General features: G+C 36.1%; 9 protein-coding genes and 2 pseudogenes. 9 read left to right on the plus strand and 2 right to left on the minus strand.

What is annotated here, in order from left to right; all coding sequences use genetic code 11:
* Positions 1-120: 120 nt before the first annotated feature.
* The 8 genes and pseudogenes from J5J05_RS02120 to istB all read left to right on the plus strand — a co-directional run bounded on the left by J5J05_RS02120 (position 121) and on the right by istB (position 8,076).
* A complete protein-coding gene (locus J5J05_RS02120) occupies positions 121-3,315 on the plus strand; it encodes an AAA domain-containing protein (protein WP_208559040.1) in 3,195 nt (1,064 codons plus the stop codon).
* Between the two features lie 87 nt (positions 3,316-3,402).
* Positions 3,403-4,293, plus strand: a complete 891-nt coding sequence (locus J5J05_RS02125; protein ID WP_208559041.1) for a DUF6036 family nucleotidyltransferase — start codon at positions 3,403-3,405, stop codon at positions 4,291-4,293.
* Between the two features lie 60 nt (positions 4,294-4,353).
* Positions 4,354-4,560 (plus strand): hypothetical protein, encoded by a 207-nt coding sequence (locus tag J5J05_RS02130; protein ID WP_208559042.1) that lies wholly within the window; start codon positions 4,354-4,356, stop codon positions 4,558-4,560.
* 218 nt (positions 4,561-4,778) lie between these two features.
* On the plus strand, positions 4,779-5,087 hold the full coding sequence (locus J5J05_RS02135; protein WP_208559043.1) for a helix-turn-helix transcriptional regulator: 309 nt from the start codon (positions 4,779-4,781) through the stop codon (positions 5,085-5,087).
* Positions 5,088-5,138: 51 nt separating this feature from the next.
* Entirely contained in the window at positions 5,139-5,609 is a 471-nt protein-coding gene (locus J5J05_RS02140; RefSeq protein ID WP_208559044.1) for a GNAT family N-acetyltransferase, read from the plus strand.
* 245 nt (positions 5,610-5,854) lie between these two features.
* The gene (locus tag J5J05_RS02145; RefSeq protein WP_208559045.1) at positions 5,855-6,241 is read left to right on the plus strand and encodes a hypothetical protein; all 387 of its coding nucleotides are present in this window, start codon (positions 5,855-5,857) and stop codon (positions 6,239-6,241) included.
* Positions 6,242-6,394: 153 nt separating this feature from the next.
* Complete coding sequence (locus J5J05_RS02150) at positions 6,395-7,333, plus strand: hypothetical protein (protein ID WP_244244578.1); 939 nt, start codon at positions 6,395-6,397, stop codon at positions 7,331-7,333.
* Positions 7,330-8,076, plus strand: a pseudogene (gene istB, locus J5J05_RS02155) (IS21-like element helper ATPase IstB). The gene J5J05_RS02150 and the pseudogene istB overlap by 4 nt, the downstream one beginning before the upstream one ends.
* A gap of 48 nt (positions 8,077-8,124) precedes the next feature.
* Here the strand turns inward: istB and J5J05_RS02160 are convergent.
* Positions 8,125-8,388, minus strand: a complete 264-nt coding sequence (locus tag J5J05_RS02160; RefSeq protein ID WP_208559046.1) for a helix-turn-helix domain-containing protein — start codon at positions 8,386-8,388, stop codon at positions 8,125-8,127.
* Between the two features lie 554 nt (positions 8,389-8,942).
* Positions 8,943-9,990 (minus strand): annotated as a pseudogene (locus tag J5J05_RS12995) (IS30 family transposase).
* A 275-nt stretch (positions 9,991-10,265) separates the two neighbouring features.
* On the opposite strand from J5J05_RS12995, the gene J5J05_RS02175 reads away from it, so the two are divergent.
* Positions 10,266-14,896 (plus strand): MSCRAMM family protein (locus J5J05_RS02175; protein ID WP_208559048.1); only part of this gene is annotated, 4,631 nt, incomplete at its 3' end.

A 14,896-nucleotide genomic window follows, 5' to 3' on the forward strand; every position in this document is an offset into this window, starting at 1 on the left:
TGATTGCCTCCAGGTATGTTTTTAGTGGTTAAAAACAGTGTACCGTACAGGCGATCATATGGCCTTTCTTTTTACACAATTATATGGACTTTATCTCTATAATGTTAAGGAGAATTATTAATGAATAAAAACCAAAAAAATATTTTAAATGCTTGGATTTTGACAGAAGCATCAGAGCCTAAAGAAATATCAGATGTTAAGGAAGTGCTTAGTGCTGGGGAATTTGAAAATGAATCAAATCAAAAGATAAAAAAAGTTCAAAAGTTAGAAGTAGAAAAATTCCCATGGACTTGCTCGAATTTTAAAATGAACGAGAAGTTGGCAAAGCAAAAACATAATTATACTCGACAGTTTACTTTATATAGATTTTGTTATCCAAAATTTTACATAGAAAAATATCTGAAAGAATATTTTAAAAGTAAGGAAGAAATAGTCAATAAATCTTATGTTCCTTGTTATGGGTATTCATTCAGGGTAGATGCGTTAGGATATATGGTTGACGAATCATTAGAAGTCCCAATGATTCATTCATTACTGAAAATATTGTCGAAAACTTCAGAGATAGAAAATGTTTTAGAAAATTACAATCATAAACTAGCATTGTTTAAAGAAGAAATAAAGTCAATTGTTGCAGATAATCCTTTATCTAAAAAAATCATGAGTATGTTAGACCACAAATTTAAAGAATTGTTCTTTGTTTTTGATAGCCACTTATATGTACAAGAAAAGTATTTTAGTATAGAAAAAATTAAGCAGGGAGTTAAACCTTACGATTCAAGTAAAAGTTATTATATGAATGATTTAGAATTGATAAAAGAAAGAGGCGTGAATAAAACTCTAGAATGTTATATGGAAGGAATTAAAAAAGAAAAGAGAGTAGAAATTGATAATAATTTTGAATATATTGAAAATATTTTGGCACCAAAAAATATACCCGATGGACGTTGGCCATCACCAATTGAACATCGGCTTTCTTTAATGCAACAAGTAGCTGTTAATCAAATTACGATTGGTACAGAGTCTATAGCATCAGTAAATGGCCCTCCTGGAACAGGAAAAACAACGTTACTAAAAGATGTTTTCGCACATTTAGTCGTTGAAAGGGCAAAGGGAATTGTTCAGATAGATAAGCCAAATGAAGCAATCATAACAGAGAAATTACACCCTACTGATATGCACAAAGTGCCAAAGTTAAAAGAAGAACTTAGTCAGTTCAAGATGGTAGTCACATCAAGTAACAATGGAGCAGTAGAAAATATTTCAAAGGAATTACCATTGTCTAAAGAGCTGATTAGAGATATAGAAGAAGATACAAAGTTTCCTTATTATGAATCCCAATATCAAGAAGCTGTAAAAGAATTAAAAGGAATGATTACATATTCGGATAAGCTTATCGGGAACGATCAGAGTATAAGCACCTGGGGACTGTTTTCTGCTGTAATGGGTAAAAACTCGAATGTTGAAAAAATGCTTGGGGTATTTCTAGATACGAATAAAGAAACGCCAGACATATCAAAATTAAGTGGATGGTTGATTCAAGAATATAAACAAACAGAATACAATCAGCGTATGAAAAATTGGGAAAAAGCTAAAGAACGGTTTAAAGAAGAACTAAAAATGATACAATCTTTGAAGAAAGAAATCGAATATGGTTATAGAATATCTGAAAAAATAGGTGATCTTAGACAAGAAAATATAAATGATAAACTCGAAATCAATGTAATTCAAAAAGAAAAAGAAATCATAATAAATGAATATAAATCTTTAAAAAAAATTCTTCAAAAACTAACTGAAGACGAACCAGATTGGAAAGAAAAAATATCTGATTTAGAAATACTACAAGAAGCCCTACCTAAAAAAGGCATAATACAAAAGATAATGAATATTTTATCGAATAAAGAAGATGAAGAAACTCAAAAATTAAAGAATAGAAAAGCTCTGATTATAAAAGAAAAAGAAGCTTATAATTCTAAAATTAACGAACATCAAGAAAAATTGAGACAACTAAAAGAAAATCAAAAAGATATAGATAATCGTATACTAGTACTTAATGAAAGGTTATCAAAAGAAACAGCGTTAATGTCAAAATTGAATGATTTTCAATCAAAACATCCTGATGTTGTCGTTCCAGTTGAAGGTTTTTGGGAAAGTAATCATTATGATGAATATCAAGAATCAGTATTATGGCAGTCGGATGAATTACAATTCCATAGAGGTAGATTATTTATTTACGCTATGGACTTGCATAAGCATGTTTTAATTGCAAATGCGCATAAAGTACAAAAATCATTATTGATATTAGCTAATCCTAAGAAAAAATCCATTGAAGAGATTAAACAAGCGTGGAATATATTCCATCTCATTACACCTGTAGTTAGCACAACGTTTGCTAGTATAAGCAGAATGTATGGAAGGATAGAAGCTGACTTCATTGATTATTTATTTATTGACGAAGCAGGTCAAGCTGTTCCTCAATCAGCTGTAGGCGCACTATGGAGATCGAGAAAAGCTATTGTAGTTGGAGATCCTATTCAAATTGAACCAGTAATTACGCTTGAAAAGTCGTTATTGGATGAAATCAGAAAAGCTTACAATATATCAGAACATTTATTAGGTATGGAAACTTCGGTACAAAAAATTGCAGATTGGTCGAATCCTTATGGAACTAAAAGTAATGATAGTTGGATTGGCATACCTCTTTGGGTACACCGAAGATGTTTAAATCCAATGTTTTCAATCGCAAATAATATGGCATATGAAGGAAAAATGGTACTACCTTCTTATGTGAAAAAAGCAGAAAAATCTGATAAGAAAGTAATAGGGGAATCGATTTGGTACGATGTATCAGGTGGTGCGATTAAAGGACAGTACGTTCAAGAACATGGAGAAACAGTGATTGAGTTACTTTTAGAAAAATGGAAAGAAAACACTGATTTACCAAGTCTTTATATTATCTCACCATTTACTGCTGTGAAAAATGAATTGAAGAAAAAGCTGAAACAAAGATTGATTAAAGAACGTCCTTCGTATAAAGAAGAAATAAAAGAATGGATTGATCGTTCTGTGGGAACTGTTCACACTTTTCAAGGGAAAGAAGCAGATACGGTTTATTTTGTGACAGGAACAGATAGTCAACAATCAGGAGCAGCAAAATGGTCTTGTTCAAAACCGAATCTACTAAATGTAGCAGTTACTCGTGCAAAAGAAGAATTTGTCATCATTGGTGATTATAACCGATTTGAATCTTATGATTACTATAAAGATATCATTAAGAATAGTGAGGTTAGGAAATATCAGACCCTTAAGTCTGTATAAAATCAACCATTAATTCTTTTAATGGTCGATGAATGAACTCTATTGCAAAAATTTTTCTTTGTCTCACTCAAGAAAGGAGATTTTCTCTTGATAAATATAAACAAATATATTAAGGAACTTGACAAATTAAAAAAAATACCTGAAGAGGACTCTAAACGGTTAATACAAGCCGCTGGAATAATTAGCGACTATGTCAAAAGAGCCTATGATATTGATCTTATTGTCGTAGGCGGATTATCTGTAGAAGTTTATACTAAAGGTGGATATATGACTCAAGATATTGACTTTATTGGTGTTAATCATGAAAAAATTATGCATGCTTTAGTAGATTTAGGATTTAAGCGAGTAGGAAAAGATAGTGTTCATGATGAATTAAAGATTTATGTTGAAGTACCAGACTCGGTATTAGAAGGTTCCGAAGAGAGAATAAAAAAAGTATTAGTTGGTAACCAATATAGTTTGTCACTGATAGGAATTGACGATATTATAATTGATCGTATAAGAGCGCTAGTTCAATGGAAGGAAAAACGACAAGAAAAATGGATTTTCTCTCTTATCAGGGATTATATTAAGGAAATAGACTTGGATTATATTAGAGGCAAATTACTTAGAGAAGAAAATGACCGATTCAATCAATTTCTAGATTTGCTCAAGGAAGAAAATCTATACGCCCTCAAGCAATTCGAATTGACGAAAGAATTTGACAATAATAACATTCCTTATAGTACTATAAGAATAGCTGAGCTAGAGATAATTGCTATTCCTCGAATTCCCGTAGGTTATTATGGCTTGTCATTATCTCCTATTTTAATGGGGTATACCTTTGAAGAAGATGCAGATGGTGAGGAGACCTTCTTTGCTTTAAATTCTAAAAATATGTCAAAAGATGAATTGTTGAATTGGTTAGAATCAATTCCGAAAGAAGAAATGATTAATAAAAAAATATTGATTCAATTACTGAAATCAGTCTTTGAATAGGAAATTGTTTATATTAAGTGTGTTATGTTATAATATATATGTGAAAGGGGAGGTTACCCTATGGTCAATGTAAAGTTAAAAAGGGAGAATTCTGATAAAGAAAAATCTACTGAAATAACTGATATAACGGTCTTGATTCGTGAAAAACGTTTTGGTTATAGAACGGTAGCCGATCTTGAGCGCAAACGTCCACGGAACCATAATGAAAAACGACAATTGAAGCAATGGGAAAAAGAACGTGGTGGAAAAAAGATTGGAAAAATTTAAATAAGATTAATGAACGCTTAGTCGTTAGACTAAGCGTTTTTTCGTACGATGAAACACATAATGTAATGAATAAACTGATATATGAAATTTGTTGCGACTACGATAAAGTTATAGTATGAAACATTAATTAAATTTACTTATTAGAACTAAATTTAATTAAAATATTTATAGTGATGAGCTGTTATTAAAAAAATACTAACTAGAAGAGGGTGATTTAGATGAGCAAAAATAGTGAAGCAATTAAGAAAAGGTTACATGAAGATTCTGCATTTAAAGAAGCCTTTGAAGAAGAAGAATTGAAACTAGATTTAGCAGATATCATGTTTGCATTAAGGCAAGAAACTGGGTTAAACCAATCTCAGTTTGCTAAAAGGGTAAATAAATCCTGCTCCACAATCACCCGAATTGAAGAAGCAAGTATGTCTCCTTCTATTATTCTAATTGAAGAAATTGCACATGCTTTAAATAAACGACTAGAATTGAAGATTGTAGATAGAGAGAATAATAGACAAGAAGAACTTGTCTAAATCGATAGTGAGAATATTATTTCTCACTATCAAAAATGAGAGGGGAAAAAAATGTTAGAGAAATTAAATTTCAACCTATTGACTCAAGAACAAGCTATAGAGATTGCTGATGAATGGAAGTATCCAAAACCATACAATTTTTACGACATGACTGCTGATTTAGAGGATTACGAGGAATTACTTGATCCGGCTCTTCGCAAAGATCACTACTACGCTGTGGTAGCAAATGAAAAGCTAATTGGCTTTTTCTGCGTTTTTCCTCAAGAATCAATGGAACAAAGTGTAGAAATGGGATTGGGACTAAAACCAGCATTAACCGGTAAGGGTAGAGGAGAAAAGTTTGTAAAGGTAGTCGTTGATTACATCAACGAACAGTTCAACCACCCAACGATCTGGTTATCTGTAGTAGAATTTAATCAAAGAGCGATGAAGGTTTATGAAAAGAACGGATTCAAACATATCGATAAGATAACCCAACCTTCTAACGGAAGTACGTATACCTTTTATCGAATGCATAATTGATTTTCTATAAATTCACTTAGCTAGGTGCGATGAATCAGTAAGATGTGACTGCTAAACTGTATTGTGCAGTTATTGCTAGAAAAGAATGTGCACTTTTACCCTAATACTTCGTTCCTTTTGATAAACTAGAACAGTTAGTTGATTGACTGGAAGGAGAAGAAAAGGTGGATTTTAAAAAAGTGAATAGAATTGCAAAGGTGCACCATTATAAAAAGAAATGATTCTCAAACGCAAAGATAAGTCGAATGCTCGGCATTCATAGAAATTTCGTTAGAAGTGATTTACATAAGAAGCCCAAAGAAGCAATATCTTGGGTTCAATCACTGACCACTCGGGAAAGAAAGCTTGACCCTTATAAAGAAACGATAGTTAATTGGCTTAGTGATGAGCCAGAATTGTCCGCAGCTCAAATTGAAAACTGGCTGAATGAACAATTCAACTACAAAGAAGCGGCTTCAAGTACCATTCGCTCTTATGTCAAAGAGTTAAGGGAAACCTACGGTATCCCTAAATCCTTTACTTATCGTCATTACGAAGCGGTACCTGAACTACCCGCTGGTAAACAAATTCAAGTAGATTTTGGTGAAATCATAGTACAACGTACATTAACCGATAAACGAGTAAAGTTGTAATGTATTGGGTTTGTTCTCTCCCATTCTCGATTCAAATACATTGAATGGCAGGAGAAGCCTTTCACCACCAGAGATGTCATCCGAACTCACGAGAACGCCTTCGATTATTTTGGTGGACGAACAGAAGAAATCGTATATGATCAAGATAAGCTAATGATTGTCAGTGAAAATCATGGAGATATCTTATTTACTAAGCAATTTCAGTCGTATGTATTGGAGAGACAATTTATCGTTCATGTCTGTCGTGCCGCTGATCCAGAATCAAAAGGAAAAGTCGAAGCTGTTATTAAATTTGTTAAATATAACTTTGCGAGAGGACGCCGATTTCGGACAATTAGGTCATGGCAAGAACAATGCGAAGCCTGGTTAGAACGAACGGGCAATTACAAAGTTCATGAGAAAACAAAAAAGAGAACGATAGACGTGTTCACTCTGGAAAAGCCACACCTCATCTCGATCTCTAAGAAACGCATTCTTTCGAATAATGAAAGTATAACAAAGACCATATTGAAAGACAATACGCTTCAATTTCAATCAAATTACTACTCGGTTCCTATAGGAACCTACCAATCAAGAAAAACAACGAAGGTCCGTATAACAACAAGCGACACCCATCTTTACGCGTACGATATGAAGAGCGATCGGCTGATTGCCCAACATCCCTTAACAAAAGGAAAAGGCAAGCTAATCAAGGATTCTAATCATGGTCGCGAAAAAGATAAGAGACAAAAACTTGAGCTGCATATCTGTGAAGTACTCCGCAACTTTGAAGAAAAAGAGAAAGCAGCAGTCTTTATTGATCAACTAAAAGTTAAATATCCTAGACACATTAGGGATCAATTACGAGTCATAGAGTCCATCGTAGATAAAAACAGTGATGTGTTGGACCAAGCATTAACCGAATGTCTAGCATTGAAATTGTTCAGTGCCGTCGATTTAAGAGACGTGGCAATAGAGATAGCTCGTCGACATGTCCAGACAGATACTCACTCTGAAAAGAGTGACGAGTTATCCGAAAACTATCAAACAATTACCGCTAGAGAACGTTCTTTTGAGTCATACTTAGAGGTACTAGGAGGCGAACGACAATAGGAACAACAGAGGTACTTCAAGCACAATTCAAGCAATTCCGTATGACCGAAACAGCCCAGGCTCTACCTTCGTTCCTTCGGGAAGCGGAACAACAGTCCTGGACGTATCAAGAGCTGCTTGTGGCATTATGTAATCATGAAGAACAGCGTCGAGAAGAAAAGACACGATTAAAGTATTTAAAATGGGCACAATTTCCTTTTGAAAAGTCCTTAGAGGACTTTGATCCTAAAGAATCAGTTTCACTCAGTAAACGACAGATTGATCAGCTTAAAGAATACGATTGGTTAGATCAAATGTTTAATCTCGTTCTCTTAGGTCCACCTGGTGTGGGGAAAACGCATATAGCGATTGGATTAGGATTAGAAGCTATTGAACGAGGCAAACAAGTCACTTTTATCTCGATGGGTGAGTTGATTTCACTGCTCAAAACCGAAGGTTATGTGCGAAAGTCGGCAATTCGCCTCAAACGTATGAGAGAAGCTGATTTAGTCATTATTGATGATATGATGTTTATGGCAATGGAAACAAACGAAGCTAATCTTTTTTTCCAACTCATTAGTGATTTATATGAAAAGAGTTCGATCATCTTAACATCTAATAAAGGCCCAGACAGTTAGGGAAAGATGCTTGGAGATCAAGGGATTGCGACAGCGATCCTTGATCGACTTCTTCATCGTTGTGAAGTGATTCATATGGATGGCGAAAGTCATCGAATGAAACATCGTGAAACAATTTTTGAATAAAAAGTGCACAAAGTCATCTGGCAAAAAGTGCACATTTGTGGTTGACAGTTACACCAATACTTCTTGTTGCGAATTTCCATTCAATACTTCCTTGATTAGTTTTCTTTTAAACTCATTTGTATAAACCCTTTTTGTTTTTCTTTTCTGAAGTCCGTTGAGACAATACTGCCTATAGGAAGTAATCCACCTACCAATCATTTTATGAGTACATCCAAACTTTTTAACTAAGGTATTTTGAGGTCCTTCTCCATTCATATAAAATGAAACGATTTTGTAATTTTCCTCAGCTATCCATTTCTTATTTTTACGCATAGAAAAACTCCTAATAAAGTAGTAGTAGAATTTTTATTATTTCTACTGTCTACTTTATTAGGAGCATATCAAAAGTCCCAGCCTCTTTTTAAAAGGTGGGTATCGAATGACAAGAACAGTTGGTTTTATTTATAATTTATTAAGTCCTTTCCCAACATTCCTTCGATACGTATTCGTATATATAATGTTCTATACTTTATCCTTACTTATATTGTTCTCGTTACGAGCTATCGGTATCTATATTTATAAATTAAAGTTCTACTATTATAAGCATGCATCCGACGCCCTCACAGTAAGAAAGGTTTTTCTTAGGTCTCTTTTTATTGCATTGCACTTGGTTATGTGGGTATGGTTCTTATCGCACATAATTTTTGGTGAGACAAATAAAGAATATGTACTTTTATCTTATCATTTCGCTTTTTCAATGAATTAATTAAATCGTAAATTTCAAGTTTAAGTTAGCCACCTAGAAAAAAAGATATCTTTGTTTAAATAATAGGTATTTATTTGGTTGGTAGAAGAAGCTCGGACTTGTTCATTAAGCAATATCGTGCTTAGGGCACTCCGGTCAAAGAGCGCAGTGCGTTGGCAAAACAAGTATTGAGGCGTTTGATAGCCAAGTATCTTTCGTGGCTAGTCATTCATCCGTTGTTGAATTCTTAAACAGTTAATTTCACTGAATGGACTGATGGCTTTCCCTTTTGAAATAAATCGTCGAATAAATTTGTGCTGATTCTTGCAAGTGCCTCTTTCCCATGAGGCATACGGATGGTTGAAGTATACATCTAGTGTCTCTTGAAGCGTCTCATGAAGGTCGGCGAACTCAGAACCGTTATCAGAGGTGATGGTTTTAAACACTTTAGAGAACGTGTCGCCGGCTCAATGTCGTAACTGATTGATTGCCTGATCGACAGATTCTTTACCTTTGCCATTGAGTTTAAGGATGATTTCAAAGCGTGTTTGACGTTCAACTAATGTCAATAATACCAAATCAGTTTTTTCTTGTTTCCAACAACTGTATCAATTTCCCAGTGACCAAAGGTCTGCAGGTTATCAATTTCTGGGGTCTTTATTCAGCAGACTGTCCAAATTTCGCTTATTTTTCGATTTCTATAAGTCGTGTCTTTTGGTTTACGCGATAGTTTTTCAGTGAGATACATACTGGTGGTTCTCATGATGCCTTTGTCAATCCATCCATAAAGAGTCGTTGTACAGGGAACAATAACCGGATCAAACAAGTCGTGGGTCAAAGCAAATTCAAAGACCACGTCAGGAGACCACTTTTTCTGTAATCGTTTGTCATCTGCCCATTTTGGCCGATGGCCACAGTTCAATCGGTGTCTATCGTAAGCGGCTTGACCGTTATCAGGATCGTAACGCGTTATGTAGTAGTCGTAGATTTTCCGTTCTGCTTTTGACGTCTAAGTCGAGTAATTGTTCCGCGATATATATCATTGTTAATTGTTTGCGGAACACGTGTCATTAGATTCGTAATTTGGCGATTGGAGTAGTATTCGGTCTTTAAGATAGCAATTTGAGAACGTTCTGAATAAGATAAGCGTTTCCCTTACGGGCTAATTTGTTATCGTTAGTGTGCGTCATGTGAATTCATCCTGTCTATTGAAAGTTAGTGATATAACTTCAATATAACATAAAATTCACATGGCGTTTTTCTATGGATTAGCCCAAGTGGCTAACTTCATTATAAAATCCATCAAAGATAAAAATATAAGATGATAGAATGTTGCATTATAGCGATGTCAAAGTTTGCAACTATTCGTGCAAAAAAGGGAAACTACATTAATTTCATACTTGTTATAATAGTGGTTAAATAAGATAGTATTTGTCTTATTTAAAATAAAATGGAGGTAAAAAAGATGAAAAGAATATTTTCGATTCTGGCAGTTTTCATGATCACGTTCACTCAGTTCAGTCATCTGATTGCTGCTGCTCAAGCACCACCACCAGTAGATATTTCGGTCAAGGAAGTGAACTCCGAAAACCAAGATCCAAACGATTTGATGCTTGAAATCAATGTCGCGAATGATGCCGATAGGGTAGATATCTATTATTCTGATGGAGTAGATATTGATGAAGACAATATAAAAAATACAGGCATTGACTATTCGTTAGACAAGCAGAATAGGAAGCTGTCAATCAATCGTACTGAGATGGACAATCCCTTCAGGGTTTTGTTTAATTATTTAAACAATCAAAGTCAGTCTTTCCGTTTTGAAACATATCGCGGTGAAGAACTAGTTGATACGATAATGGATACTTATCAAAACAAAAATGAAATGTCTTCTGAGATAGAAGAGACCGCTAATGAAAGTTCAGAGAATTCTGCAGAAACTGAAGAAGTTTCAAAAGAAGACGATGAAGCGGAAGAGCCATCTAACAATAAAACTGAGACAGAAGAAACCGCAACTAATGAAAATTCTGAAAACACAACAGATGAAAGTATAGAAGCAGAAGAACCTGCAAAAGAACAAGTGGAAAATGCTGGAGAAATAAATAAAAATAACCAAAGCCCAGTTAATTATACACAAAAATTTATCAGCCCAGCGTCATTAGCAGGTAATTTAAATGTTGATATTGCATTAAAGCCACTTGAAGAAACGGTACAAGCAGGAAAAGATGCTGTTTACACGATGGCTTTCAAAGTCACTGGTTCTAGAACAGCTTATACAAATGCTAAAATACGTGTTGCTTTACCGGACTCAGAATTTTACAGTTTTGATCAACCACTATCTGAGTTAACGATTGCATCAGTAGAGCCTGTGTTCAACAGTGCAAAGAATGAGTTGGTATATAACTTTGATACACTAAAAACAGGTCAAACATACGAGAGAAACGTACGATTAAGTACAGCTAACGGTGTGACGCCTAAAGGCACAACCTTACCATTGACTGTATCCTTTGAAGCAGATGAGCAGCCTTTAATTGATGAAACAAGAAAGGTTGAGATAGACTCATCTACATCTATTTCTCTTTCAAAAAGCTATATAAGAACTCGTAATAGCAATTCGACAGTTCCATTACCAAATACGCAAACTCTTTGGAATGTTAACGCAAATATTGGCAAACAGTCTGTTGGTCAAAGCTATTTGCAAGAAGGGTCACAAATTGTTTTAACTGATACCTTACCAGCTGGATTGACCTATATAGAAATGCTTGAAGGTCCTGAACCAGATGAAGTGAATGGTAATCAATTGATTTGGCGGTTTGATGCTCCTACAATCGACGAACAGGAAAATCTAGAAGAGTACTTATTTAATAGAACTTTTCAATTAGTATTACGAACTGGCTCAAATACTGGTAGTGATGATGGGCAACCTGGCTTAGAGAATAGTGTTTCAATGAATGCGACATTTGTCGGCGATATTGAATCTTCGAGTGAAGCCAGCGATATTGTTAAAGTATATAAGTCTAACCCTAGCAATGACAAGGTTACTGGTAACATATTTGTTCCAACTCATTCAGGGCCTATTGACGATGAAGGAAACATTGCACCTCTCAGTAATAAGAATCCTAATATTGTCGTGTATGATGACGCTCTATTAAGGTTTGATTACGCAATTGCGCCTTTATATGAATCAGAGTTCGGTGATTTTAGAGAGTATGAGACACGGTATGATATAGACTCTAATCTAATTCTTGAGAGAATCAAGACACCAGGTGGATTCGCCTATCGTCCCAATGCCGGTGTTACTCCTGGTCTTCCACTTAAAAGAGATCCGGTGTATACCATTGATGCTATCGTCAATGGTCAACGTAGAACGCTAGTTGCTGATCCTGAAGATGGTAGAACATATAATCGAAACGATTTGGGACTGACAGACAGTGATAAAGTATCTGCGGTTTTCTATAATTTCACCTATGCACCAAGTGGAATGATAAATGTAGGAAAACCTGAATACGAATTTAGTGTTAAACCAGGGTACGTTGGTCAAGTTGAAAATAAATTCGATGTTTACGGTTATGCAGCAAATGGGCGATCATTCGGTAGAGAAGGTGACGTTCGCAAATATAATTCAAGAAATGAATTAGCTACTCCAAGACAAGTTCAAATCGCCGCTCGACCAAAAGGTCAACCGCCGATTGGAACGGTTCAAGTTAACTTAGAAGATCAATCGGGGTCCCGCGTAGAAATTGGACCTAACCGTATGCGTGTAGATCTACGCACAGAATCAACATCTCCTGCGGCAATGACCGAGCCTTTATCGGTGGTCGTGTTAATGCCGGCAGGAACAAAAGTTTCGGATTCACCCGAGGCAGAATTTGTGGACGCTGAAGGTCTCTCCAGTACATCTACTTCTGCTCAAGGCGGGAGCTTCGAGATTCTTGATGATAACTATAATGGTACTGGTCGACAACTCGTTCAGTTTAATTGGAACGATCGCTTATTGAGACCTGGAAAACAACTGTCTTCTTCTATCAATGTAGAAATCGAAGAGGGCGTCTCAAATCTTTTACGTTATGATGTCTATGGTTATTCAGGTGATGAAGAAATTACAGTACCTGACAATGATGAACCTGGATTGACCGATACGACATTACAATCGGATACGGATGACTTAGACCGAGATGGTAATTCAGCTGAATCGAGACTAAGATCTGCGAATGAATACTACATTAGTGGATTATACGACGTTCAAACTGAAAAATTGGTTCGAGGAGAATTGGACGAAGCGTATTCAACTTTTGGTCAAACCGTTCCAGGCGGTGCGATAGATTACCGCTTTAATATCACAAATTCTTCTGGAAAAGTGATTTCTTATATGACAATGATTGATGTCTTACCATCAGTCGGCGACTTAGGAATCACGGATAATATAGATAGAGGTAGTCAATTTACACCTCTTTTAACAGGACCAATCACCGTTCCAAATGAGTGGCAAGATAGGGTAACGGTTTATTACAGTACGGCTAGTAATCCCGAAAGGGATGAATTGACTCGAAACACAGATTATCCTGAATCAACGACGCAATTAACCAACCCAACAGGCGCCGAAGCACCGAACTGGATGGTTGCTTCGGCTGTATCAGTATGGTCAGATATTCGGTCATTTAAAATTGAACTCAATGAAGGAACAGCGTGGGTAGATGGAGAAGCGATTGTGTTAGACTTCTCAATGCAATCCCCTCAAGCAACGGATGTTGATCCTTCGGTTTTTGATAGAACAGTAACGCCAACGGCTAGAGCTGCATGGAATTCTTTTGCCTTAGCTACAGATGAAGGACAACCAGTAGAGCCTGAAAGAGTAGGCGTCTATATGAACAATCAAAACACAATCAGGTTGACCAAGGTAGACCCAGATGGAGAACGTCTAAGTGGAGCTGTATTTAGCTTGACAGCTGTTCCTGATACTGGCGCAATGGTTCCGAGAGATTCAGCCGTATTGATCACAGATAGCGACGGTCTCATTGAAGTCAATGACCTTGCCCCTGGCACTTATCGACTACAAGAGACACGAGCACCTTATGGGTATGAAGCCAACGGCTTTGACGAAACTTTTGAAGTAACGGGAGAACAAAATGCTTTATATGAATTCGAGGCTGTTAATCAGTTCTTGACTTCTAGTGTCAGATTGACTAAAACAGGTCAAGATGGTGCGTTACTAGAAGGTGTGGAATTTGAATTACAAACAAGAGAAGGAGAAACCTTACGAACAGATCTTTTCACTGATGAGAACGGTGTATTATTGGTTGAAAATTTAACGCCTGGGACCTATCAGTTGGTTGAACAATCAACATTACCAGGTTATGAACTAGATCAAACACCTCAACGTATCTCTGTCTTGCTAGGTGTTTCTCGAGAGTTTACGATCGATTTCGAGAATGAACCTTCACCGGGAGACGTTGAATTAATTAAAGTAGGACCGGAAGGTGAGACGTTGGAAGGGGCAGTATTCCGCTTGGAGGATGCCGAAGGCAATGAATTACAAACGGGTCTAACAACCAATGAGCAAGGACGATTATTAGTCGAAGACCTTGATTTAGGGGATTATCGCTTTATTGAAACACAAGCTCCTTATGGTTATGAGTTAGACGATACACCGATTGACTTTACAATTACATTTAATCAAACGGAACCATTAGAAATCAGGGTGGATAACGAATACACACCTGCCGTCTTTGAATTGACCAAAACAGGAGAAGACGGGGAATTACTAGCAGGTGTCACCTTCAATCTAGTGGATAGCGAAGGGAACATGTTACGAGAAGGACTCGTCACGAACGATGCCGGCGTGCTTCGTCTTGAAGATCTTACACCAGGTGATTACCAACTGATTGAACAAGAAAGTATCCCTGGCTATGAGCTTGATCAAACACCAATTCCATTTTCAATTGGGTTAGGTCAAGATACAGTTGGAGAAGTGACATTTGAAAACGAATTGACTCGAGGTTCTGTCGAATTGACGAAAGTGAATCCAGATGGAGAAGCATTGGAAGGGGCAGCGTTCCGCTTGGAAGATGCCGAAGGCAATGAACTAGAAACGGGATT

The organism is Marinilactibacillus kalidii, assembly GCF_017599325.1.
In the GTDB taxonomy this organism is placed as follows: Bacteria; Bacillota; Bacilli; order Lactobacillales; family Carnobacteriaceae_A; genus Marinilactibacillus; species Marinilactibacillus kalidii.